Source organism: Pricia antarctica (genome assembly GCF_900101815.1).
In the GTDB taxonomy this organism is placed as follows: Bacteria; Bacteroidota; Bacteroidia; order Flavobacteriales; family Flavobacteriaceae; genus Pricia; species Pricia antarctica.
In genome coordinates, this window is record NZ_FNAO01000012.1 from 1 (window position 1) to 26,242 (window position 26,242).

Sequence of the window (26,242 nt, forward strand, 5' to 3'; positions counted from 1 at the left end):
TTTCTCGAATTCCGTTTGTTCTTCTTTTCTCATGGTTCTGTCTGAATAAAATTAATGATTAAATTTATTTCAGACAGAGTTCAGTTTACACTCTCTAGGATTTATTTGTTGGAGAACTTTATGTGATTTCTAATTACAATACCTTTTTATAGATTCTTTTTATAGCTTGTCATAATTATAAAATTTGCGCAAAGCTTTATACACCAAAAAAGTATGTATTTCTTGACGATTAATTCCTTTTTTATAGGTTGCAATTCACAAAATCAATTAGGTAATATTGTCAAGACCGCAAACCTCAAAACATGAATAAAATTCGCAGCGTGCAACATTTCATTTTGATATAGTGTTCTCGTATAGTCGGTTACATCAACATCATCCATATGTTAGAAAATTATTAAAACGGCAACTATAATTAAGTTCCTACACTGGTTAGTAACCTCGCTTTTATGGGGTGCATGCTTTCGACCTCTAGCATGTTCTTAAGGTCAAGAGTCTTACGTGCTGACCCTGATAATCTTCAAATATTATACCTGAATCACCTCAACTATCTTCTTTGAGGTTCTATGCGCCCATCTCAATGAATTAGATGTCTCTTAATTAATGGCGTAGGGTCTGAATTAGGATTCAACCAATTTACCCTACTAGGATGGGTTGTTAAAATTACGGTCAAACCCTGCGTGTTCTTATAGATATTAGTTTGCCATTTCCTTTTATTGTTTTCCGTAAAAGTGTCAATCAAATCTGAGGCGTTTAACTTAGAACGAACAAAGCCCCCTACTCTCTTACCAAAACAAATTATGTTTTTTACTTCCAAGGCATCTATCACCTTTTCATGGAACGGCCAACACAAACCCGCTAAATCGTTGAAATCTTCTGCAATATCTCTTTCCAATCTAGAACGCTGAAATATCATATTACTGGCAGGGGTCAGTTGCGGTTCTAACCCTAAAGAATTGAGAAGATGCACGACCCTTCTTTGATGAGGAGATTCTCCTGCATTCTTACTGGTCCAAACCTCATCAGCATACTCGGACCAAAACTCTTTACCTCCAATTTTTACCGTATGCGATTTTATTGTTTGATCAAGGTTGTCTTCCAACTTACCGCCTGGGTTAATCCCTAATAAGTAAACTGGCTTTTTCCCTTCAAATGCCTTCGAACCTGAATAAAATACGGCGCCGTTTACATCCCATAATTTTTGAGGTATTGCTGCAAGAAGTTCTTTATTCATAGTACTTACTTTATCCCATACCCTCTATAAAAGTTTCAATGAACCCCTTTATTTTAGCCAGTACACGCTCTGATGAGGTTGCACGTTCCCGTAGGCTTGGTCGTTCCTTCATTACGGCTATGACTTCATCTCTTAAAGGTTCCTTTTGGGTAAATAAGTAATTACTGATGGTATCTATCAAACGCTTGTTGTCCAAGTTTTCTTCTTGGCTGAGGTTTTTGATCGCCTTCTTTTTTTCGTTGGTCCAGAAACTATCGAATTCATCCGCGACTAAATCCGAATCCCTGATCAGCGGTAAGTTTTCCTCAATGAATCGCTCTATAAGCTCTTTTTTACTTCTAAGCTGTGCCTCCGAGGATAGCATGTCTGAAATTGCTTTGCGTTGCTGTTCCTGTTCCTTCGGTTGTGACTCGTATAGCTTTGCCAAAAGGGTGAGGATATAGGCTACATTGACCTCATCCCTGCGTATCAGTTCCAATTCAAAATCAATGTCATCTAATATGGACACTTTTTCTTTTTGAGTCTCCGATCGTATGGTGTCATAAAGGTCTAGGTACTTGCTTTTATAATTTTCAAATGTTTGCTCGTCCATCCCCAGATCTTCATGACTGAACTCGGTAAAGGTGTTTAGGACGTTCTTGACCCGCATCAGTTGCCTGAACGCTTTTACGAACTCCAACTCCTCTTCCTCAGAAATCAGGTCGTTAACGCTATCGAAAGTAGGTGCTATCTCCAAAACCTTTTCCACCGCTTCATTGAAATCTTCGATATAATCCTCGTAGGGCTGAATAATTATTTCTTCTATGGCATCCTTGTTCGAAAACAAGGTAATCGCCTCATCGGTAGCCTCCTTTAGGTTTCTAAAGGCTACAACATTGCCCTGAGACTTCACCTCGTCCAAAATCCTGTTCGTACGGGAGTATGCTTGAATTAGGCCATGATGCTTTAGGTTCTTATCTACGTAAATGGTATTTAGCAATTTACTATCAAAACCAGTCAAGAACATGTTCACCACCAAGAGCACATCTACTTGCTTGTTTTTAACCCGTTTACCAATATCCTTGTAATACCCGTAAAATTCGTTGGTGGAATAGTTGGTCCGAAACATGGCATTGTAATTATCAATGAAATCGTCCAGCTTTTCCCTTGTGTGTTTGGTGTCATATTGCAGAACTGGCTCACCTACCCTAAAATCTTCATAATCCTCATCTGGTATGAAGCCCGTGGCATCCTCATCCAATTGGTTGGCTTGGTAAGAAAATATTGTCGCCACCCTTAGATCATGCAAGCCTTCTTCCTTTTTTCTTTGTAAAATCTCGTAATATTTGATGAGTGTCTTTACGTTCTGCACACAGAAAATGGCGGTAAACTTTTTGCTGTGGGTTTTTCTATTATGGTTCTTTATAATGAAGTCAGCATTGTTTTCAAGACGTTCTGGGGCTTCCATTACCTCAGCGGTATTGATATCCTCCACATTTAGGTCAACCACATCCTCTTTGAGCTTTACGGTGCTCATGTACTCAATGGAGAACTTTAAGACGTTCCTATCCCTAATGGCATCCGTAATCACGTATTTATGCAAACATTCTTCAAATAGGTCTTTGGTGGTGCGTTTACCCAAGGCGTTCTTCACCGAATTATCTGCAAATATGGGTGTGCCCGTAAACCCGAACATCTGGCTATTTTCAAAAAATGCTTTTATTCTGTTGTGGGTCTCCCCGAACTGGCTACGGTGGCACTCATCAAAAATGAAGACAACCTTTTTTTCTTTCAAACCCTCCATCTTATTAAGATGTTTGGGGTTCACAATGGCCGTATTCAGTTTCTGGATGGTGGTTACTATAAGCTTGGTATCGTTACTTAATTGCTTTACCAAAGCTGAGGTATTATTGGTAGCATCTATACTACCCTCGCTAAAGCTGTTGAACTCCCTGATGGTCTGATAATCCAAATCTTTACGGTCAACTACAAATACAACCTTATGTACCCCATTAAGATTTGTAAGAATTTGGGCTGTTTTAAAGGATGTAAGCGTTTTGCCCGATCCCGTGGTGTGCCAGATGTACCCAAACTTGGAACTGGTCTTTACACGCTCTACAATTGTCTCGGTCGCATAATACTGGTAAGGTCTCAACACCATGAGAATGTTGGCCGTATTCAGCACTACATATTTGGTAATCATTTTGGATAGATGGCAAGGTTCCAAAAATGTATTCGAGAAATCCCTCAACTGGGTAATAATCATATTGTCCTCTGATGCCCAAAAGAAAGTCTGTTTAAAGGACCTTGCTTTTACAGGATTGTTCGCGAAGTACTTAGTGTTTACCCCGTTACTGATTACGAAAAGCTGTATATACTGAAACAAACCTCTACCAGAGCCAAAGGAATGCCGTTCGTAACGATTTATCTGATTGAAGGCCTCCTTCATTTCCAGACCCCGTTTCTTTAGCTCTATCTGGACTAATGGCAAGCCGTTGATCAAGATAGTTACGTCATAGCGGTTTTTATAAGACCCCTCCATGTTTATTTGGTGGGTAACTTGGTATTGGTTCTTGCACCAATGCACCTGATCAATTAGCTCTATATAACCTGTATCGCCATTATCTTTGGCATAGGTGATTCTATCCCGTAATGTTTTGGCCTTTTCATAGATATTGCCTTTAGAGAGGACATTCAGAATTTGTTTAAACTCGCTTTCTGAATATGTGGCTTTATTGTGCTTTTCGAGTTTGTTTTTTAGATTTTTGATAAGGGCCGCCTCATCCTTAATGACCACTTTTTTATACCCAAGTTCCTTTAATTGGTTGACTAGATTTTCTTCTAAGATATACTCTGGTTGTGTGGTCATTATCTAAATTTTCGGAAAGCTTGAACAATTTGGAAAAGCCCATAGCTGACAAAAATACGTTGGGCAAAATTGAAAATTTGAAAAAAACCAGATGGTGCCAAGCTCGTTTCAATAAAATCAGATTTATGCGTTGGATCTAGGGATATAAAATAGTACTTAACCACTTCTTCAAAAACCTGCCAATCAAAATCACAGTTTGTACACAAAATCACATATTCCTCTGTGAGTGTAAGCATAATATAAAAAATAATAGAACTACCTAAAAAGGTGAAAACAATACCTCTCAAAAATGATGTGCCATAAATATTCGACAATCCATTTAACCCCAAAATGAATCTATTAACCAAAAACTTAAAGGCTCCTTTACTCTTATAAAATTCTTTCAAGGTTTTCTTTTCAAATTTTCGAACCTCCAAACCCTGAACTATATCGTTATTTTCCTTATATAGCTTACCAAGAATTTTAAAGGTCTCAATTTTATTTCGGAAAGGAATGTGGCCCTCCCTGCGTACCGCACATTGATATACATCCGCATTTTCATTCTTATAGAAATCTTTAATAACAGAAATTTTACTGTCTCCGTTTTTTTCATCAGGATAAAGAAGGCTATGGAATTTTTTTGCCAAAGCGTTATCCTCTTTATTTTTCAATTCCTCCTCCAACGTTTTGAATCCTTTCCATTTTTCAAATTCAATATCATTGGCCGTAATTTTTCCTTGGATATATGCCAGTGATAAATCTAGTCCCTTTTTAAATTTAGAACCACGGAGCGTCAGGACATTTTCTATTAGCGTATAGGTGAGAAGAGCATTTCCTTGGAAAATAATATCAGAGAGAATAGCCGTTTTATGAAACTTTGTATTTAAAAAAATTACATTCTCCGCAAACGTGCAATTCCAGAAACTGACATATTCCTTAAATGAGGTATTGTAAAAGTTGGTCTTGCCAAAAAAATGACATTTCTGGAATGAAGCTTTTTCATTAAATTCGGTATTTTCTAAGGAAAATTCTTTTGTAAATTTTGTATCATCCCTATCTGAAATTGTACCCTCATTTGAAACAGGGCCAAATTCTACCTTTTTATTAAATTCTACATTTTTTACCTGAACTTTTTCCTTAAAAAGGCAATTCTCAAATTTTATTTCATTCGAAATGGATAATTTAGTCTCTGAATCTCCTTCAAGAATAAATTCTTCCTCAAATTCACAATGTGTGAAATGTATATCTCGCTTTAGTAGCTTTAAATTTAATTTGCCTATTATAGTCCTATTTTTAAATGACAGTAATGTTCTATCAGGAGAAGTAATAGCAACGTCCAAATCATGAACTGTAAGCGTTTTTTTTTTCATACTAAATAAACATTTGCTGCAACAGCCCTTTTTTAAACTGTTGGGTGTGTTCTAATTGGGAATTGACCAAACCTATTTTTTTATCAATTGCATTTAAAAAATTAGCGATTCTGGTTTGTTCTTCCCCAGAAACAGGCAAACCAATTTTAGCTCCGTTTAAGAAATCGGTATTATTAATATTCATTGTGTTTTTGGCCCCTTTTTGAACCAAAGGATTCAGATAATTATAAGTATTAACCCATGATAAAAAATAATTGTGAAGCATAAATCCGATATTTTTATTAATAGGTTTGAGTACCACATATAATGGAGAAGTAACACCTGTTCTGCCTGTTAGATTTTGCTTGATAATACCATAAGGGAAGTCCTTAGTAGGACTTTTTGTATATATGACATCAACGGGATTTACTATTTTATAATGGGAAATACTTTTGGCAGAATAAGACCGACCTAAATGTTTTAACTGATTTATTACCCCTTTTTTCTTAGCAACAGAAAAGACTTCATCTAGTGAATCATTACTATTTTTAGTCTTATGTTCATACAATACGTTGGCTAACTTACTCTCCTCCCAATCTGAGTAATCGCCGCCATCGGACCGTTTAAACCGTAACTTTTGAGAAAACAATTGTTGCATCACCCCTTTCTTAAATTGCTCTAAAAGGGTTTTCTTTTGTTGTAATTGCCTTATTTTTTTATCTACCGATGAAAGAAAGGAGGCTATTTTTTTCTGCTCCGAAAGTGTTGGGTAATCTATGAGGTAATCCCCAATCAAACTCGCGCTAAGGTTTCTTTGTCCACCACTATTGCTTAAGTTTCTAATCTTTTTATAATGGTGTGATAGAACTTGAAATAAAAAAAATTCGTTTATTTCATTTCCGGTAATAATGGCTGCACAAGCCTGATTGGTTGAAGCCTCTATATTTAGTATAGCAACTTGACCTCTAGTTTTTCCTTGGCCATACATTGCCATCAAAATCGTCCCAATCTGAAAAATTTTTGCCGAAGAATTATTTAATCCCTGAGATGTAATAAATTCATCTGCGGAGTTAATATTGTTAAAATGCACAAGAGATGTCGTTATCCATGGAATATTGCCATTCCAGTATTCTGGTTTACTCCTATTCGGAGTTCCTCCAGAGGTTATTTTAGATACATTCTTCAACTTCTTTTTCACCCATTGCTCGCAAAAATCGTCAAACCTTAATATAGGTACACGTTTAAATTTCTTCATCCTAAAACGGTGATGGAATGTTCAGTTGCTTACAAAAATCGATAATGGTAGTATCGGTTTCCGCAATGTCCTTTTCTAAATCCCTCAAGGCGCTGGAAACCTCATCCAAATTTACAGGTTCCTCTTCTTCAAAGGTATCCACATAACGGGGTATATTTAAGTTATAATCGTTTTCTTTAACTTCATCTAACTTTGCTACATAACTGTATTTATCCAAGGTCGTACGCTCCCTATATGTTTGTATAATAGTATCTACATGTTCGTCGGTCAATAGGTTTTTATTGCCGTCCTTATCAAAACTTTGGGAGGCATCAATGAATAAAATATCATCATCATTGACCCTGCATTTACTTAGCACCAAAATACAGGTGGGTATGCTAGTACCATAAAAGATGTTGGCAGGTAGGCCAATAACGGTATCTAAGTAGTTGAGGTCTTTTATAATATACTTTCTTATAGTCTCTTCCGCTGCACCCCTAAATAATACCCCATGTGGCAATACACAGGCCATGGTGCCATTTTCCGCTAATTGGTATAGCATATGCTGTAAAAAAGCGAAGTCTGCCTTACTGGTAGGTGCTAAACGCCCGTACTGGCTAAAACGTTCATCGTTCTCATTCAATGGGTTATTCTTGCCCCTCCATTTAGCTGAAAAAGGTGGGTTGGCCACTACAGCTTCAAATTTCTGGTCTAAATGCTGAGGTTGCTCTAAGGTATCTTCCTGCTTTATATCAAAATTACGGTAATGAACATCATGCAAAATCATGTTCATCCTCGCCAAGTTGTAAGTGGTACGGTTCAACTCTTGACCGAAAAACTCGTCAACCTCAACCTCTCTGGCTACCCGCAATAACAAGGAACCACTGCCACATGTGGGATCGTATACGCTTTTTAGCCTTTTCTTACCTGTGGTTACAATCTTTGCCAGTATTTTGGACACCTGCTGTGGGGTATAGAACTCCCCTGCCTTCTTACCTGCACCACTGGCAAATTGGGATATAAGATACTCATAAGCATCACCCAAAACGTCTGAATCGGCATCCTCTAATGCGAAATCAATTTTATCTAGATGTAGTAGTACCTTAGAAATTAAACTGTTTCTTGCCTCTGTGCTTCTGCCTAGTTTGGTACTGTTGAGGTCTAGGTCTTCGAACAGTTTATTGAAGTCATCCTCACTTTCTGTACCCATTGTACTCTGCTCTATACTGTTAAGGATGCCCTCTAAATCGGCCAGTATAAAGTTACTTTCGGTCTCGGTGTTTGCGTTACCCTTTTTGGCTATAAAATTAAATAGTTCATCTGGCCTTAAAAAGTATCCAAGTTTCAGTAGGGATTCTTCACGTATGGCTTGTAAGTCCTCCATATTAGTAACCTTATGGTAGTCCTTTACCTTCTCTGTTTCTAAAAGTTGGTTAGCGTATAGGTATTGCTTCTCGGAAAGGTATTTGTAGAAGATAAATCCTAATATGTAATCACGGAATTCGTCGGCATCCATTTTGCCTCTTAATTCATTGGCAATGTTCCACAATTGAGCTTCAAGTAGTTTTTTTTGTTCTTCTGACATGTTCGATGGTTAGTAGGAAAATATATCGGTGGTTTCAAATATAGGGTTATTCAAGAAAGATATTTACTAAAACCCTATGCTTGGTATTGGGAATTTAGAGAAAGGCGGCACTAAATAATGGTAGGCAAAACAATCTCAACCGCAAAATTGTATAAGACAATCTACTGCTTATCAAGACCATAGGGTTAAAATGGAACTAAATTATATCCTTCGTATTTAAATAGTAAGTCTTGACGCAAAGCGGTGAAAAAAAAGTCCAAAATTTAAAGTTGCCGGTTTGAATCGATACCCCCGAGGGGTTGGATAAATCGATTTCCTTTTGAGGGGGTGGGGTCTCAAACGTAGGTATGGAAACGATAACAAGTGCATATAGCATTTTTTAAAACCTTTCTATTTTAAATTTCTGAGTTGTCTTGCTATCTCCGTGGCTAATTGCACCACACCCATATTATTTGACTGTTTTTTCCTCGCCCATTGGAGGGTCATACGCTCCCTACTTGTTTCCCTGACACGTTCTATGTCGGTTGCGGTATTACCTTCCTTAAAACGGCTGGAAATGCCTCCGATGATGAGGTTCTGCATAATGACCTTGTCATAGTTCGCTAAGGCAGCCTTACGCATAAGTTTTTGAAGCTTGCGGCTCTGAATACCTTTTCTAGGATTAAGACCAAACCTGACCTTATACTCCTGAGCATTTAGGCCATGCCTTTTGTTTACGTGCAATAATAGCTTATCGTAGGCTACGGCGCAGATTGCGCATATTGGTTGCCCTTTTTTATTGAATTGGTGTTCTAAATAGGTCATAATGAAACGGTGGGTTAAGATTTGGGGTCAGTAAATTGATTTTCTAAAGATTAGGTGAATTTAATGAATCGGTGGTTTTTGAAGCTAACAATTACAAAAAAAGCTTATAGATACTGCCATTTAAGCTACTTCAATTAATGCTTTTGGGTGACTAATTTGGGATATCGTTGACATGAAACTTACAATATTTTTTCTAAATCCCCCGATAAATCATTACTTTCCAATCTGATTATATTAACTATTTGGAGAACGGATGCACAGTAACGGAAAAATAATGCCCTTACAAATTAAAGTTACTTCAAAGTGATTTAAAATCTATTAGATTATATATCGATTCAAAATAACCATATACGTACCGGTACGCATTTCAACAAGTTGTAAATAATACAAAAACAATGAACGCATTAACAGCATTATTACAAACTGATTTTGGTAATCCAGATGGATTATACGATTCTAATTTGGAAAATTACTTTTTAGACCAAGGATATTGGAACGAAATAGTTGAAGAAAAAACCTTTTTCATAATTGGAAGAAAAGGTACGGGTAAATCAGCTATTTATAATTGGATTTATAATAGACAATTTGAAAAAGCAATTCTAATCAGCAATTTATCATTTAGAAGTTTTCCATTTGAAAAATTACTGCGATTGTCTGACGACGATTTTACAAGACCAAATCAATATCAAAGTATTTGGAAATACATTATTTTAAGTGAGTTTGCTAAACAAATCGTGCTCGACCAACAGTATGAACCTAATACAGAAGTTTATAAAGAATTGGTTGAATTTGTAAATGAACGATTCGGCAAAAATTTGAAAGATTTACATTCTAAAATCACAACCCACACAAAAAAGACGGAATTTGGATTACAATATAAAGGCATCGGACCTAAAAGTTCAAGTGAATCCACATTAAAAATTGACGATGGATTAGATAATATCTCTGAAATAAATATAAGATTAGAGTTTTTAGTATTGGAAAATATTGAAATTAGCAAAAGACCATATCTAATTCAATTCGACCAACTTGATGACAATTACACTTTGTATATTGATAACAAAAAATACTTTGAATCCTTGATAAGTTTATTCAAAGTAATTTATGCTTTAAACTCAACTATATCGCCTATTTCACCACAAACAAAAGTTTTAGGCTACTTGCGTTCAGATATTTTTTATCATTTCAGTAGTCACGACCCAGATAGTGCAAAATTTGATTATCACACTTATCATATAAATTGGGCAATAACAAATCGGACAGATTGGAACAATCCGCCGTTATTACAATTAATTAATGCCCGCATACAAAATAGCGTCGAAGAATTAGATGGAGACAAATCATTTTTCTACATATTTAATAGAAATTTTATTAAGCTTACGGAAAATGGTAAACCGATTGAGCCATTTAGATATATAATTCATCGAACCTTTCATAGGCCAAGGGATTTGGTCCAATTTTGTATTAAGGTTCAAGAGCAAGCCAAAGCCTCTAAAAAATTAGATTATGAGACCTTTAACGCAGCTGAAAAAGAATATTCTTCATGGTTAATTGATGAACTTAAAAATGAGATTGCACCAGTAATACCAAACACGAACACATTATTTACACTTTTACGAACAATTGGAACAAAACCTTTCGCTGCTTCAGCGTTTAAGACTAAATTCTTTCAAAGTGGAAATAGAAACTTAAATAAAAGTCCAGAGGCATTATTAAGATATTTATACGAATTAGGTATTATTCAAAATGTAAATTTTACAAAATCTAGGATGGAACTATATTCCATAATTAGAAATGAAAAATCCAACTATGAGCCAAGAATGAAAGCTGAATTACATTCGGGATTAATTAAGGGATTGCACACATATCGCGAATAAAACTACTCGCAACAGTGATAACGTTGCACAAACCCCTAATCCGTACAAAAATCTATCAATTTAAGCCTCATTAAGGGGCTTTTTTCTTATCAGCTCAGAAGTTAGAAAGCCAATTTTAGATGCTCTGCAGAAGCAGGGAACAATCGAAGTACACTTTTAAGTACTGTTGCCAATACAAGCCGCCTCGTCCCGCTTTTTGAATTTTTTTCAAGGAATCTCAGGTACTCTATCAGCTTGTAGGCAATGGCCGAGAGGTGAATGACCTTATTCTCCTGTAAAATAATGAAAACCGTAATTAATTTTCGTGACCGTACAAAAACCGTACGAAATTGAAAATAAAAAAACCCCATTCATTTGATATACAAATGATTGAGGTTTTATTCTGCGGTCTGGACGGGACTCGAACCCGCGACCCCCTGCGTGACAGGCAGGTATTCTAACCAACTGAACTACCAGACCGTGGCGTTTAGCGATTGCAAATATACATCGGTTATTGAATTGCGCAAACAATTTTTTGCAAAATAATCCGAAGCCTTATAGAAAGTTCTGCCGCTCGGTCATAAAGGTGTTCAATACCGTTGAAAAATCGCCCCCGATATCAACACCAACATACTTGATACGGTATTGGGCACATTTCAACTTCAGGTCTTCAAAGTAATGGGTTACACGGGTTTCGTAAGCCTCTTTGATGGCATCTGAGTATAAATCGATATGCTCCCCGGTCTCTACATCCAAAAAACGTTTCGGGGTGTTTTCAAAATCGAAGCGTACTTCTGTCTCTTTATCCAACAGATGGAACAATACCACCTCGTGCTTATTATGTTTCAAATGCCTGAGCGCCTCGAACAAGGTTGAATCGTCTGTTTCGGTCTGGAACATATCGGTAAACAAAAAGATAAGGCTACGGCGCTTGATTTTTTCGGCGATGAGATGCAGATAGGTGTAGGTTTCTGTCTGCTGCGCCGGTTTGGTATCCAAAGCTATCTCGCTGAGCTTGGCCAGTAGCATCTGGTGATGACGTTCGCTACCCTTTTCAGGAGAAAAATAGTCATACGCATCCGAATACACGCTCAGGCCGACAGCATCCCTTTGTCGCTTCAAGACATTCATCAGGGCGGCGATCGCCAATACCCCAAATCCGATTTTGTTGAGGTTGTCGATGCCCAAATTTTTTACTTCGGGATAGTACATGGAAGCCGAGCTGTCCAATATCATATGGCACCGCAGGTTGGTTTCCTCTTCGTATCGTTTAGTGTAGAGCTTATCGGTCTTGGCAAAAAGCTTCCAGTCAATGTGCTTGGTGCTTTCGCCGTTGTTGTAGGTTTTATGTTCGGCGAACTCGGCGGAAAAGCCATGAAACGGACTTTTATGGATACCACTGATAAAGCCCTCGACCACCTGATTGGCCAAAAGCTCCAAGTTCTGGAAAAGGGAAGCTTTATTTAACTCGGATTGCAGGTTCATACCGCTAAGATAGGGGTTTTTGGGATGGGAGAAGAGTGCTTGGTTGATACCCTACCTTAATTTCGACCTTAGTAGATTCAAATGATTAAAAGTTCAATCTGCTTTCGGAAATTCAATGTTCAAGGTATAAATACTTTCAACCTTAGACAGCTATGAGGTAACGATTAAACCTCAAATCTAATCTGGCGGACTTACCATACCTTGACCTACCCAATCAAAAAATCCCGCCAAGGCAGGATTTTTAAGTCTCGATTCCCTTTCAGGAGTCAGAATGTCTACAACACCGCATCAATCGCATCGGTATACGCTTTCTTGGGAGAAACCCCTACTTGCCTATTCACGATTTCACCGTCTTTAAATACAAGTACAGTGGGTATATTCCGAACCCCGTATTTAGCTGCGAATTCTTGGTTGGCGTCTACGTCCACTTTACCAACAACGGCTTTGCCCTCGTATTCGGTACTCACCTCATCGATAATCGGGCCTACCATTCTACAGGGACCGCACCATGCCGCCCAAAAATCTACTATTACCGGTTTATCGCTTTTAAGGACTACTTCGTCAAAAGTGGCGTCCGTTATTTCTAATGCCATAATTTCTACTTTTAATGATTATGCAAACTTAGTCAAATATTCCCTGTTTTCCTTACTCCATACGTATTGCTTTTGACTATAACGGTATTAGGGTATCCAATCAATTCAGGGTATAATGCACTTCATTTTCCTTCAAACTTATCAAAAGTTCGCTCGAAATCTGTACTTTCTGCTTTCGGCTTGAAAGCCTGACCTTTATCTGCTGATCCATCTCATAAACAACAAAATTCAGCGGATGGCTGCCTTTGTGCATCACCAAAGTATCCTTTAACCGATGGATGCCTTCTTCTTTCAGTTCATCGATATTCAGTTTGATGGTCAGTTTTTTGGCGTAGGTTTCCATTACTTCTTGCAACAGCATAAAACTGTTGTATTGTAGTCGCGGTTCTCCTTTTTGGCCGGTGTCCCGGTTGGTCCAACCTTCCTTTACAAAAACCTTTATGTAGGCGAATGAGTTGATCATCAAAAAATGGCGGAACTTGAGATATTCCTCCCCGAAAATCCGGAATTCATAGGATTCGGAATAATCTTCCATGGTAAACAAAGCCCATCCCTTACCGTTTTTGGAGACACGATGCTGTACATCGGTAATCACACCGGCAAGCGCCAGTTCGCGGTTCACGTAATTTTCCAAGGTATTCACAGAGGACACCTCAGCGTTGCAGAACGCATCGATCTCAGTTCTAAAATCGTCCAGCGGATGACCGGAAATATAGATGCCGACCACTTCTTTTTCACGTCGCAGCTTTTCCATCGTGCCCCATTCCTCACAGGGCGGTACGGTGGGCTCGGCAATCTGCACTTCGCTGGAATCCCCGAAAAGGCTTACTTGGGCGGAGTTCTCGTTCTCCTGGAATTTTGCACCGTATTTGACCACTTTTTCCAAGAAGGTCACCCCATCGCCTTCGTCTTTAAAATACTGGGCGCGATGGGCCGCTCCGAAGGAATCGAAACCGCCGGCGACCGCTAGACTTTCAAAGGCCTTTTTGTTGGCGGAGCGCAGATCAATACGTTTGGCCATGTCGAAAACGGACTTGTAATGCCCATCTTCCTTACGGTTGGCAACAATGGTTTCCACTGCGGAACGGCCTACCCCTTTGATGGCTCCCATCCCGAAGCGTACGGCCCCAGCTTTGTTGACCGCGAACTTATAGTAGGATTCGTTGACGTCGGGGCCGAGCACTTGAAGGCCCATCCGCTTACATTCTTCCATAAAAAACGTCACCTGTTTGATGTCGTTCATATTGTTCGACAGCACCGCCGCCATATATTCGGCGGGGTAATGGGCTTTCAGATACGCGGTCTGATAGGCGATGTAGGCATAACAGGTAGAGTGGCTTTTATTAAAGGCATAGGCGGCGAAAGCTTCCCAGTCTTTCCATATTTTTTCTAAAGTTTCCTTTGGATGTCCCTTAGCTGCTCCACCCTCCAAAAATTGCGGTTTCATTTTTTGCAGTACCGCAAATATCTTTTTTCCCATCGCTTTCCGAAGGACGTCCGCGTCACCCTTCGAAAATCCGGCCAGTTTTTGGGACAATAGCATCACCTGCTCCTGATACACTGTAATACCATAGGTTTCCTTTAGATACTCTTCCATATCCGGAAGGTCATAGGCTATCTCTTCGTCCCCATGTTTTCTTCGGATAAAACTCGGAATATACTCCATGGGCCCCGGACGGTAAAGCGCGTTCATGGCAATCAAATCATCGAAAACGGATGGCTTCAGATCCTTCATGTGCTTCTGCATGCCGGGGGATTCATACTGGAATATGCCTACCGTATCGCCCCGCTGAAACAGTTCATACGTCTTCTCATCGTCCAACGGAAAATCGTCCGGCACCAAATCGATACCGTGCTTGGCTTTTACAATCTTTACGGTATCCTTTATTAAGGTTAAGGTTTTCAATCCGAGGAAATCCATCTTTAACAGTCCCGCACTTTCGACAACGGAATTGTCGAATTGGGTAACGTAGAGGTCGGAATCCTTAGCGGTGGCTACCGGAACGAAATTGGTAATATCGTCGGGAGTGATGATGACCCCACAGGCGTGGATACCCGTATTTCGAACCGAACCTTCGAGTATTCGGGCCATATTGACGGTCTGGCCTTCGAGATCATCGGTCTCGGCAATGTTCAATAATTGATTGACTTTCACTAGATCATCAGGACGGAACTTCTTTTTCAGGTCGGCATCCGAAAATCCGAAAATCTTGCTCAGTTTAGACATGGTCGGGATCAGCTTTGAAATCCGGTCGGCATCGCCCAAAGGCAAATCAAGCACCCGCGCCGTATCACGGATGGAAGATTTTGCGGCCATGGTACCGTAAGTAATGATCTGCGCCACTTGGTTTGCACCGTATTTCTTGATGACGTAATCCATCACACGCCCCCTGCCCTCATCATCGAAATCAATATCGATATCGGGCATGGACACCCGATCGGGATTCAAGAACCGCTCGAAAAGCAAATCGTACTTTAAGGGGTCGATATTGGTAATCCTAAGGCAGTACGCCACTACCGAACCGGCAGCGGAACCTCGTCCAGGTCCTACGGAAACATCCATATTTCGGGCCTCGCGAATAAAATCTTCCGTAATCAAGAAATAGCCGGGATAGCCGGAGTTTTTGATGGTATCCAGCTCGAAATCGATACGCTCGCCAATTTCTGGGGTGATTTGGGCATAACGCTTTTTGGCCCCTTCATAAGTGAGGTGCCTTAAATAGGCATTTTCCCCACGATTTCCACCATCCGCTTGGTCTTCCGCCACCTTAAAATCCGAGGGGATATCGAACTTGGGCAATAGCACGTCGCGAGCCAATTCAAAAGGTTCGATTTTATTCACGACCTCCTGTACGTTTAAAATGGCCTCGGGGACATCTTTAAAAAGCGCCTTCATCGCGTCGCCGGACTTGAAATAATACTCTTGGTTGGGCAATCCGTATCGATACCCACGGCCTCGGCCAATGGGCGTCGCCTGTTTTTCACCATCCTTCACGCAGAGTAGAATGTCATGCGCCTCCGCATCTTCTTGGGCGCAATAATAGGTGTTGTTGGTCGCTACGAGTTTAACATCGTGCTTTTTTGCAAACTGCAAAAGCACTTGGTTTACACGGTCCTCATCTTCTTGACCGTGGCGCATCATCTCGATATAGAGGTCGTCGCCGAACTGCTGCTTCCACCAAAGCAAAGCTTCCTCAGCCTGGATTTCGCCGACGTTCAAAACTTTTCCGGGTACTTCGCCGTAGAGGTTTCCGGTCAGTACGATGATATCCTCCTTGTATTGCTCAATGACTTTTCTATCAATACGCGGCACGTAGTAAAATCCGTTCGTGTAGGCGATTGACGACATCTTACATAGGTTGTGGTACCCCTTTTTATTCTTGGCCAGCAATACGATCTGATAGCCGTAATCCTTTACATTTTTATTGGTATGATCTTCGCAGACGAAGAATTCACAACCGATTATAGGCGTGATTTCTTGTTCCGTAGCGGGCTCCCCATTTTCCTCCGCCGTTTGATTTCTTTCGCGCACACCCTTATTATGGCCGCCGACTTCCTTGACGAAATGGAAAGCGCCCATCATGTTCGCATGATCGGTCAAGGCGACCGCCGGCATGTGATTATCTGCAGCGGATTTGACCAGATCCTTAATATTGATGGTGGATTGCAAGACCGAAAACTGACTGTGATTGTGCAGATGCGTAAATTGAGCGTCCTCAAGAGTCTTGATGTTTTCCTTGATTTCTTCCTTGGATATTTCCTCCGTTTCGTGGATACCCAGTTTATCGGCTAGTATTTGCGATGCTTTTTTAAGGTTGATATGCTTAAGGCCGATGAGTTGGATTTCCTGTGGATTGGCCTCTGAGAAATTCTGGAAATAATCCGGTTGCACATCCAGTTTTTCTATCGGATAGAATTTTCTGCGCACCAATTCTAGGAAGCAGCGTGTCGTGGCCTCAACGTCGGCCGTAGCATTATGCGCCTCTGCAAAAGGGGCTGCAAAAAGATGTTCATGAAGCTCGGTCAAGGTCGGAAGCTTGAACTTGCCCCCTCGCCCACCGGGAATCTGGCAGAGCTTCGCTGTTTCTTCGGTACAGGTATCCAAAACCGGTAGTTCCTGCAGTGGATTTTCGACCGCAAACCGATGGAATTCCGCTCCCATGATATTAAGGTCGAAACCGACGTTCTGGCCGACAATAAATTTCGTTTTGGCTATGGCGGTATTGAACTTTTCCAAAACCTCGGCCAGGGGACGCCCTTGCTCCTCCGCCAAAGCTGTGGAAATACCGTGTATTTGCTCGGCATCGTAGGGAATATTGAATCCGTCGGGCCGAATCAGATAATCCTGATGCTCGACCAGATTGCCCATCGCATCGTGCAACTGCCAAGCGATCTGCACGCAGCGCGGCCAGTTGTCGGTGTCAGTGATGGGAGCGTTCCAGCGTTTTGGAAGGCCTGTGGTTTCGGTGTCGAAGATTAGGTACATGTGGGATTTTTAAAGTATTGGGGAGCGATTTAAATTATTCCGTAAAATTAGGCAATCGGATAGGGTTTTGAAAAATGATTTTTTAGGAGTTATTAACGTTTACCGTTTTATTTAAGACAAGGAATATTGGCGATAATTCTTTATCTTCAAATCCAGAAAAAACCAATTCATATGAACGCCAAAAGCTTACCCTTAAAACCATCAAGTCACCTCTACCTTCTATTTCTTTTTCTAGGGATATGTGTGTCCTCCGCGCAAAACAATCAAAAACGCCCGCCCAACTTCGTCATCATCTTCGCCGATGATCTTGGCTATGGGGATTTGGGCGTGTTCGGCCACCCCACCATCAAAACCCCGAACCTAGACCGGATGGCCCACGAAGGCCAAAAATGGACGAACTTTTATGTGGGGGCAAGTGTCTGTACCCCGAGCAGGGCGGCCTTACTCACCGGAAGGCTTCCAGTTCGCAGCGGTATGGCCAGCAATAAACAACGCGTACTTTTCCCCGATTCGAAAAACGGACTCCCCGCCGAAGAGATCACCTTGGCGGAACAATTGAAACAAGTGGGCTATAGCACCGCCTGTATCGGAAAATGGCATCTAGGACACAAGAAACAATACCTGCCCACCAACAACGGATTCGATTACTATTTTGGTATCCCGTACTCCAATGATATGGATAAAACCGGGGGGCAAGATTACAAAGAGGCGGCCAACCAAGGAGCTTCCGCCATCAGAATGGAGGATTACAACGTACCCTTGATGCGGAACACCGAAATTATCGAACGCCCCGCCGACCAAAACACGATTACCAAACGCTATTCCGAAGAGGCCATTTCCTATATCAAAAAGAATAAGGACACACCTTTTCTGGTGTATTTGGCGCACAACTTGCCGCATATTCCCCTCTTCGCCTCCAAAGGTTTTTTGGGAAAGAGCGAACGTGGATTGTATGGCGATGTAGTTGCCGAAATCGATGACGGCGTCGGTAAGATATTAGCTGCCTTAAAAGAAGAAGGCCTTACCGAAAACACAATTGTAATCTTTACTTCTGACAACGGGCCTTGGCTTCCCTTCAAGACCCACGGCGGCAGTGCAGGACTTTTACGAGCGGGAAAAGGCACCACTTGGGAAGGTGGTATGCGAGAGCCGACCATCTTCTGGTCTCCCGGAAAAATAAAACCTGCAGTGATTACGGACCTTGGTTCGACGATGGACCTTTTTACCACTTTCAGTAAGTTGGGCGGTGCGAAAATCCCAGATGACCGTGTTATCGATGGAGTAGACCTGAGTGCTACTTTGTTCGAGCAACAGGAAAGTCCCAGAAAAAATATGTTCTACTACCGGGGTACCGACCTTTATGCCGTACGGCTTGGAGATTACAAGGCGCATTTTATCACCGAAGGTGCCTATGGACAGTTCGAGGAACGGCAGGAACATGCAACGCCCATCCTATATAACGTAAATGAAGATCCTTCGGAACAGTTCGATATTGCCAAAGAGCATCCGGAAGCTATCGAGCGGATCAATGCCCTTGTGACGGAGCATCAGGCTAAATTAGTGAAGGGGAAAGATATGCTGGCAGAGCGGGAGTGAACAGTGGCAGTTTATAGTCCTATCCCTTCATTTCCATCCCTTAAAATTTTCCCATCATGATTTTCGCCAATAATTTAATTCGGAGTATTGCCCATTTCAAGAAATGGAGTATATTTGCACCCGCTTTACAAGAAAAAGCGTTCAGATTCCCGCCTGAGTTTATGCTCAGTCTTCGACTTTTCTCAAGAAAAACTAAGGTCGTAGTACGGAAATGAGAAATAAAAAGAATTAATAATTAGGGTCGGGCACCCTGCAAAATTAATGTGATATGCCAGTAAAGATTAGACTTCAGAGACACGGTAAAAAAGGTAAACCCTTTTATTGGATCGTTGCCGCCGATAGCCGTGCCAAAAGGGACGGTAAATATTTGGAAAAATTGGGTACCTATAATCCCAATACCAACCCCGCCACCATCGATTTAAATTTTGATAATTCCGTTCAATGGCTACAGAACGGAGCGCAGCCTACCGATACTGCACGAAATATTCTTTCGTACAGAGGTGTTATGATGAAACATCACCTTTTAGGCGGTCTTCGCAAAGGCGCCCTTACCGAAGAGCAAGTGGAAGAAAAATTCAATGCTTGGTTGGAAGATAAAGATTCCAAAATTTCCGATAAGGTAAGCGGATTGGATAAGGAAAAGGAAAAAGCAAAGGCAGACGCCCTAAAAGCGGAAAAAGAGATTAACGAAAAACGTATGGCCGCCGCCACTGAAGCCGAGCTTCCGGAAACTCCCGAAGGTGGAGATGCTTCCGAAGAAGTCGAAGCTGTAACTGAAACCGCACCGGAACCTAAAGCTGAAGTCGAGCAAAGCGAGGAAAAAGCACCCGAAGCCGAGGCGAAAGAAGAAAAACCTGCGGAAAAGACCGAGGACGATACCCCCAAGGTTATAAAAGAGGACGCTAAAGAAACCGAAAAGGCCGATAAGCCAGAGGCTAAAAAGGAGAACGCCAAAGAAACAGAAGAGGTCGTTAAAACCCCAGAAGCCGCACAAACAGATAGGGACAATGCTGAAGATAATTTCGCGGCACCGGTAGTCGAGAAGGAAGAAATCAAAAAAGACGATTCCAAAACAGAAGCACCAAGCGTTCAAGAAGTGGTTACCGACGAGGACTTCTCCAAGAAAGATGCCGACAAGCCTACTCCTGCAGAGGCTAAAAAAGCGGACGACAAAAAAGAAGAGGACAAGAAATAAAGTAGAAAACGATGCGCAAGGAAGATTGCTTCTACCTCGGTAAAATCGTTTCAAAATATAGTTACAAGGGCGAGGTACTCGTTAAAATAGAAACCGACGAACCCGAAATCTACGAAAATATGGAATCAGTGCTTATCGCCATGAAGGGCGGTAACCTGGTTCCATTTTTTATTGACCGCTGCCGGTTGCACAAATCGCTATTGCTCCGTATCGATTTCGAGGAAGTGAAAGACGAGCCTGCCGCAGACCGGATTATGAACCACCAACTCTTTCTTCCCCTATCGATGTTGCCCAAATTGGAGGGCGACAAGTTTTACTTCCATGAAATTACCGGATTTACCGTAGAAGATGCCGTACACGGAAACATCGGAACCATAACCGGCGTCAATGATACGACTTCACAAGCCATTTTCGAGGTAGAAAAAGAAGGCAAGCAACTGCTGATTCCCATTACCGATGAGATTTTTATAGGTCTGGACCGGGAAAAAAAAATCGTAAAGGTTTCTACGCCAAGTGGGCTAGTGGAACTCTATATGGGATAAAGATTCCGAAAATAACATTACGCCAAGGCCTTTTTACAGTATTCCAAACATTTTCTTACTTCTTGTACCGCATCCGAACCTTCGGGTATTTCGTACTCCAACTCCACCGTTGCCGGAAATTTGTAGTTATTGTCCCGTATCATCTGCAGCGCCCCTGTTATGGGAGTGTCTCCCGTTCCCCAAGGTAGGTTTCCCTTGTCGTGCGCCGGGGTTTGCCGATCTTTGAGGTGCATACTTTTAATGCGGTCGTGATTGGTCTTGATAATCGCCAACGGGTCGGAATTTCCGGCGGCGACGTAATGTCCGAGATCTAGGTTCAGCATGTTGAATTTGGATTGCTCTAAAGCGGTGTCCCACAAAGTCGGGGTTTGTTGTTCATGTCCGTGATAGGCGACGTAGATACCATGCTTTTTGGCCATTTCCCCTAATCTTTTGGTCTGGACATTGTCCCCCGGATGTTCCACGGTCACATGGCTGGCCCCCAATGCCTTTCCGGTGCGCATGCCCCAGTCGATATCGGCATCGCTATTCTCTTTTCCAAAAGTATCCCTAGGTTTAAAGGCGTAGATATTCACCCCGGCATCCTTGTACATTTTCTGGAATTGAACGAACTTGTCCATACCCACATTTTTACGCCATTCGGAGACCTGCTTGCCGTAATCCGCTCTTTGCGCCTGCATATCGGCGAATTCCTTTTCTTCGGCACCGGTAAGCCCATTAGCTCTTTTCTTCGACATCAACTTATAAAGGCCAGACATGTCAACAGGGTTTTCCATTCTCCCCGCAAAGGTCTCGGCCGGATCTCCGATCAGTTCGATGGCGCTGATGCCGCTATCCAACACATACTTCAAGGTAGCCTCCGCACTTTGATCGGGCATACTTCGGTATGAATAGGTAATTACCCCTATCTGTACGCCGTTGATCAACGAATTTGGTTTTTTCAATGATCTTAAAATGGCCGGTGCGCCAAAAACGGAAGATCCCATTAAAGTAGTGCCTGCCATTAAAGCCGCCGAGGTACCGACAAATTTTCGTCTTGTGAATTTTTTGTCTTTCATAGTGATTGTTCTTGGTTCACAGCATCATTGTGACGTGTTAATTTAAGAATTTTTACGGATGAACGTCAATTAATTTTTATTTTATCGACGGCCGTTGCCCTCTCCTTTTCCTATTTTTGATTTTTGCAGCGCATCCTATCCATTAAACGCATGCTTTAGAACATATATCCACTTTGCGCTTTAAACCAAAAAAACCATGTTTAGGTACCTACTTTTTTTATTGCTACCCATCCTCTTTTTCTCCTGTAAACCGAAAACTGAGGACAAAACGACGGAAATAGAACGGCCGCCGAACATTGTCCTTATTTTTACCGACGATCAAGGTTATCGCGATGTCGGCGTATTCGGGGCGGACGATATTGAGACCCCGAACCTCGATCAAATGGCGGTCGATGGGATCAAACTGACCAGCTATTATTCGGCACAGGCGGTGTGTTCGGCTTCCCGAGCCGGTATTTTGACGGGTTGCTATCCGAATCGTATTGGTATCCACAACGCTATGATGCCCAACAGTAATATAGGTTTGAATCTTTCTGAAACTACTTTGGCCGAAATGCTAAGCGCCAATGGTTATCGTACGGCCATCTACGGCAAATGGCACTTGGGCGACGACCCGAAATTTATGCCGAACAACCAAGGTTTCGACGAATATTTCGGCATCCCCTACTCCAACGATATGTGGCCTTTGCATCCGCAGCAGGGACCTGTTTTCAACTTCGGACCATTGCCGCTCTACGAGAACGAAACCGTAATCGATACTTTGACCGATCAGACCCAACTGACCACCCAGATTACGGAACACAGTGTGGATTTTATCCATAGAAATAAAGATAGCCCTTTCTTTCTCTATGTGCCGCACCCACAACCCCATGTGCCTTTATTTGTTTCGGATAAATTCAAGGGAAAATCCAATCGAGGGCTTTATGGGGATGTTATCATGGAAATCGATTGGTCCGTCGGACAAATTTTGAAGGCTCTAAAGGAGGATGGCCTAGCCGATAATACCTTGGTCATTTTCACTTCCGACAACGGCCCGTGGCTGGCCTATGGAAACCACGCCGGAAGCGCCCTGCCCTATCGGGAAGGCAAGGGTACGGCCTGGGAAGGTGGGCAGCGCGAACCTTTTCTCGCCCGCTGGCCCGGGAAACTGCCCGCCGGAAAGGTTATCGACGTACCTATAATGGCTATAGACATCCTTCCGACGATAGCGGAAATTACGGATTCAAAGCTTCCCGAAAAAACCATTGATGGCATGAACGTTTGGAAGGTGTTGACCGGGGAGGCCGAAGAGAGCCCGCAAGAAGCCTACTTCTATTACTACCGCGTCAACGAACTTCACGGGGTACGTTACGGCAAATGGAAGCTTTATTTTCCGCATACCTATCGAACAATGAACGGACAAGAACCGGGAAAAGACGGCTTGCCCGGGGAGTATCGGATGGTGGACCTAGAGGAAATCGAACTGTATAATCTTGAAAAGGATGAAAGCGAGACCAACAACGTGGCGGACGAAAATCCGGAAGTTGTTGAAAAAATCAAGGAACTCGCCGATGACATGCGTGCGCGATTGGGCGATTCTTTAAGGGATATGGAAGGTTCGGAAACCCGTGAACCGGGTCAGGTCAAATAAAGTTTAAAGAGTATATACGAGGTTTTTCAAAAAAGGTTTGGTTTTAATGGGAAAAAAATTGAAAATTCCTTTTGTATTGAAAATAACGGCGTAAGTGAAGTAATAAACACTATATTTATATATATAATTTATATATCATGAAAAAGGTTAGAAAATTGATCGATGTGGATACGGCCGTTTTGAAAATTCTTGACAAAGAGGCCAAAAAGCAAAAGCGCTCCTTGAAAAGTCTTATGGAGTATACCATAGAAGAGACCGCACGAAAACTGGAATCGCCCTCAGCAGCATATAAAACGATGATGGACGATATGCTAAATAAATTGGATGAAGGCCGGTTAGAGTTCAGTTCCATCGACGATATTAAGTCCAAATATGGGCTATGAAGTCGATATTTCTAGGGAAGCCCAAATCGAACTTGATGTTGCGGAATGTTTTTTTCGCGCCCAAAATCTTCATCCATCTTTTTTGGATGACTTTTTCAGACAGATAGCATTTTTAAAGACCAATCCAGAAGCGTTTCAAATAAAATATCGGGACATACGGATTATTTGTTTCGAACAGTTCAACTATTCGATTCATTATATTATCGTCAAGCATCAGGTTTTAATTCTTCGTATCCTCGGTCAACGTCAAGATTTTTAATTTTGGATAAACCTTTCCAATTCAAACAATTCACCATAATCCAAGACCGCTGCGCCATGAAAGTAGGTACGGACGGTGTTTTGTTGGGCGCATTGGCGTCTTTAGATATAAATCCAGATTCCATTTTAGACATTGGTGCGGGAACGGGAGTGATTGCCCTGATGCTCGCCCAACGAAGCGCCGCGCAAACCATCGATGCTTTGGAAATCGACGAAGCGGCCTACGAACAATGCGTCGAAAACTTTGAGGCCTCGCCTTGGGGCGACCGGTTGTTCTGCTACCACGCCGGGCTGGACGAATTTGTGGCCGAATGGGAAGACACCTATGATTTGATCGTTTGCAATCCGCCTTTTTATTCTGAAGATGTTTCAAGCGGGAACCTTTCCCGTGATACCGCTAGGCAAAATGCCGCACTTCCCTTTGAAGAACTTTTAAATGGAGTTTCCCTATTACTTTCCGAAGATGGCGTATTTGCTACGATCATCCCTTTTAAAGAAGAGGGAGAATTTTTGGTTCTAGCAGATAACTATGGATTATATCCTCAAAAAATCACTCGGATCAAAGGAAATCCAACATCCCATATAAAAAGAAGTGTACTGCAATTAGGGTCTACCCAAACCAAGGTCGACATCGATGAGCTTACCATTGAGCTCACACGCCACGAATACACCCAAGAATACCGAACATTGACCCAAGACTTTTACCTGAAAATGTAACATACCTCAATAGTATAGTCATATTTCCTTATTGAAGTCATTTAGATTTATTGTTTGGAACCGAAATATTCGGCTTTTTTGCCCTAATGAAGTCATTTTTCAGTTGCATGGTCTAAGCTACGGAACTTAAAAAAGACCAAATTAGGGTAAAAAATGTGAATATCGTAGGTAAAATAAAAAGTCTAAACTACTTCATTATCTTTGGTAGAAAATATGCCTATGAAACCTGACTTGTTCGAAGCCCCCGATTATTATAATTTGGATGACCTTTTGTCCCAGGAACACAAACTGGTTCGCGACGCCGCACGCCAATGGGTCAAACGCGACGTATCGCCCATTATCGAAGAATACGCTCAAAAAGCGGAATTCCCCAAACAAATTTTAAGCGGATTGGCGGAAATCGGAGCGTTCGGCCCCTACATTCCCGAGGAATATGGCGGAGCTGGGCTCGACCAGATCAGCTATGGCCTTATCATGCAGGAAATAGAGCGCGGCGACAGCGGGGTGAGGTCTACCGCTTCGGTGCAGTCGTCATTGGTCATGTATCCTATATACACGTACGGCAACGAAGAACAACGTAAAAAATACCTTCCTAAATTGGCGACCGGCGAACTGATGGGCTGCTTCGGATTGACCGAACCCAATCACGGTTCCAATCCCGGAGGTATGGAAACGAAATTTAAGGATCAGGGAGACCACTACCTCTTGAACGGTGCCAAATTGTGGATATCAAATTCCCCGTTTGCCGATATCGCCGTCGTCTGGGCAAAAAATGAAGAAGGCCGCATTCATGGCTTGATCGTGGAGCGCGGTATGGAAGGTTTTTCCACTCCGGAAACCCACAACAAATGGTCGTTGCGAGCTTCCGCTACCGGAGAATTGATTTTTGACAACGTTAAAGTCCCAAAAGAAAACCTGCTACCGAACAAAAGTGGACTTGGAGCGCCCCTTGGCTGTTTGGATTCCGCCCGCTACGGCATTTCTTGGGGCGCCATCGGCGCTGCAATGGATTGTTATGATACAGCACTCCGTTACGCCAAAGAGCGCGAACAGTTCGGAAAGCCTATCGCAGCCTTCCAGCTGCAACAAAAGAAATTGGCGGAGATGATCACCGAAATCACCAAGGCACAATTGTTGGCCTTCCGGTTAGGACAGTTAAAAAATGAAGGCAAGGCGACTACGGCCCAGATCTCGATGGCCAAGCGCAACAATGTCGATATGGCGATAAAGGTCGCCCGCGAAGCGAGACAGATTTTAGGCGGAATGGGTATTACCGGTGAATACAGTATCATGCGCCATATGATGAACCTTGAAAGCGTGATTACTTATGAAGGCACACACGATATTCATTTGTTGATTACGGGAGCGGATATTACAGGGCACGCCGCTTTTCAGTAGGAGGGGCTACAACGC

19 protein-coding genes and 1 tRNA gene are annotated in these 26,242 nt (G+C 42.0%); 9 read left to right on the forward strand and 11 right to left on the reverse strand.

Going from position 1 to position 26,242, the window contains the following annotated elements; translation table 11 throughout:
* Positions 1-574: 574 nt before the first annotated feature.
* From BLT07_RS19035 to BLT07_RS19065, 6 genes are all read right to left on the reverse strand, one after another.
* The gene (locus BLT07_RS19035; protein ID WP_091873765.1) at positions 575-1,231 is read right to left on the reverse strand and encodes a uracil-DNA glycosylase family protein; all 657 of its coding nucleotides are present in this window, start codon (positions 1,229-1,231) and stop codon (positions 575-577) included.
* A 10-nt stretch (positions 1,232-1,241) separates the two neighbouring features.
* Entirely contained in the window at positions 1,242-4,079 is a 2,838-nt protein-coding gene (locus BLT07_RS19040) for a type I restriction endonuclease subunit R (RefSeq protein WP_091873770.1), read from the reverse strand.
* Positions 4,079-5,428, reverse strand: coding sequence for a pentapeptide repeat-containing protein (locus BLT07_RS19045; protein ID WP_091873773.1), 1,350 nt, complete (start codon positions 5,426-5,428; stop codon positions 4,079-4,081). Before BLT07_RS19045 ends, BLT07_RS19040 begins: the two co-directional genes overlap by 1 nt.
* Before the next feature lies 1 nt (position 5,429).
* The gene (locus BLT07_RS19050) at positions 5,430-6,662 is read right to left on the reverse strand and encodes a restriction endonuclease subunit S (RefSeq protein WP_091873777.1); all 1,233 of its coding nucleotides are present in this window, start codon (positions 6,660-6,662) and stop codon (positions 5,430-5,432) included.
* Position 6,663: 1 nt separating this feature from the next.
* Positions 6,664-8,226, reverse strand: coding sequence for a type I restriction-modification system subunit M (locus BLT07_RS19055; RefSeq protein WP_091873781.1), 1,563 nt, complete (start codon positions 8,224-8,226; stop codon positions 6,664-6,666).
* A gap of 390 nt (positions 8,227-8,616) precedes the next feature.
* Positions 8,617-9,030 carry a hypothetical protein gene (locus BLT07_RS19065; RefSeq protein WP_091873789.1) on the reverse strand — a complete coding sequence of 138 codons (414 nt, stop codon included), beginning with the start codon at positions 9,028-9,030 and terminating at the stop codon, positions 8,617-8,619.
* A gap of 395 nt (positions 9,031-9,425) precedes the next feature.
* On the opposite strand from BLT07_RS19065, the gene BLT07_RS19070 reads away from it, so the two are divergent.
* A complete protein-coding gene (locus BLT07_RS19070; protein WP_091873793.1) occupies positions 9,426-10,907 on the forward strand; it encodes a P-loop ATPase, Sll1717 family in 1,482 nt (493 codons plus the stop codon).
* A 385-nt stretch (positions 10,908-11,292) separates the two neighbouring features.
* Here the strand turns inward: BLT07_RS19070 and BLT07_RS19080 are convergent.
* The 4 genes from BLT07_RS19080 to dnaE form a co-directional block, all read right to left on the reverse strand.
* Positions 11,293-11,366 (reverse strand) — tRNA-Asp (locus BLT07_RS19080).
* 75 nt (positions 11,367-11,441) lie between these two features.
* Positions 11,442-12,371 (reverse strand): DUF58 domain-containing protein, encoded by a 930-nt coding sequence (locus tag BLT07_RS19085; RefSeq protein WP_091873799.1) that lies wholly within the window; start codon positions 12,369-12,371, stop codon positions 11,442-11,444.
* A 275-nt stretch (positions 12,372-12,646) separates the two neighbouring features.
* Positions 12,647-12,964 carry a thioredoxin gene (gene trxA, locus BLT07_RS19090; protein ID WP_091873802.1) on the reverse strand — a complete coding sequence of 106 codons (318 nt, stop codon included), beginning with the start codon at positions 12,962-12,964 and terminating at the stop codon, positions 12,647-12,649.
* Positions 12,965-13,064: 100 nt separating this feature from the next.
* Positions 13,065-17,450: a DNA polymerase III subunit alpha gene (dnaE, locus tag BLT07_RS19095; RefSeq protein ID WP_091873805.1), complete on the reverse strand. Its 4,386-nt coding sequence runs from the start codon at positions 17,448-17,450 to the stop codon at positions 13,065-13,067.
* A gap of 171 nt (positions 17,451-17,621) precedes the next feature.
* Here dnaE and BLT07_RS19100 point away from each other — a divergent pair, with 171 nt between their 5' ends.
* From BLT07_RS19100 to rimM, 3 genes are all read left to right on the forward strand, one after another.
* Complete coding sequence (locus BLT07_RS19100; RefSeq protein WP_091873808.1) at positions 17,622-19,046, forward strand: sulfatase family protein; 1,425 nt, start codon at positions 17,622-17,624, stop codon at positions 19,044-19,046.
* Positions 19,047-19,314: 268 nt separating this feature from the next.
* Positions 19,315-20,241, forward strand: a complete 927-nt coding sequence (locus BLT07_RS21770; RefSeq protein WP_091873811.1) for a 30S ribosomal protein S16 — start codon at positions 19,315-19,317, stop codon at positions 20,239-20,241.
* Positions 20,242-20,252: 11 nt separating this feature from the next.
* A complete protein-coding gene (rimM, locus tag BLT07_RS19110; RefSeq protein WP_091873815.1) occupies positions 20,253-20,783 on the forward strand; it encodes a ribosome maturation factor RimM in 531 nt (176 codons plus the stop codon).
* 17 nt (positions 20,784-20,800) lie between these two features.
* On the opposite strand, the gene BLT07_RS19115 is transcribed toward rimM, so the two are convergent.
* A complete protein-coding gene (locus BLT07_RS19115) occupies positions 20,801-21,841 on the reverse strand; it encodes a sugar phosphate isomerase/epimerase family protein (protein WP_091873819.1) in 1,041 nt (346 codons plus the stop codon).
* Between the two features lie 196 nt (positions 21,842-22,037).
* Here BLT07_RS19115 and BLT07_RS19120 point away from each other — a divergent pair, with 196 nt between their 5' ends.
* The 5 genes from BLT07_RS19120 (at position 22,038) to BLT07_RS19140 (ending at position 26,227) form a co-directional block, all read left to right on the forward strand.
* A complete protein-coding gene (locus BLT07_RS19120) occupies positions 22,038-23,471 on the forward strand; it encodes a sulfatase family protein (RefSeq protein WP_091873822.1) in 1,434 nt (477 codons plus the stop codon).
* Positions 23,472-23,608: 137 nt separating this feature from the next.
* Positions 23,609-23,854 carry a hypothetical protein gene (locus BLT07_RS19125; protein WP_091873827.1) on the forward strand — a complete coding sequence of 82 codons (246 nt, stop codon included), beginning with the start codon at positions 23,609-23,611 and terminating at the stop codon, positions 23,852-23,854.
* Positions 23,844-24,113, forward strand: coding sequence for a type II toxin-antitoxin system RelE/ParE family toxin (locus tag BLT07_RS19130; RefSeq protein WP_091873830.1), 270 nt, complete (start codon positions 23,844-23,846; stop codon positions 24,111-24,113). The genes BLT07_RS19125 and BLT07_RS19130 overlap by 11 nt, the downstream gene beginning before the upstream one ends.
* 2 nt (positions 24,114-24,115) lie before the next feature.
* On the forward strand, positions 24,116-24,829 hold the full coding sequence (locus BLT07_RS19135) for a tRNA1(Val) (adenine(37)-N6)-methyltransferase (RefSeq protein WP_245726607.1): 714 nt from the start codon (positions 24,116-24,118) through the stop codon (positions 24,827-24,829).
* 219 nt (positions 24,830-25,048) lie between these two features.
* Complete coding sequence (locus BLT07_RS19140; protein WP_091873937.1) at positions 25,049-26,227, forward strand: acyl-CoA dehydrogenase family protein; 1,179 nt, start codon at positions 25,049-25,051, stop codon at positions 26,225-26,227.
* Positions 26,228-26,242: the final 15 nt, after the last annotated feature.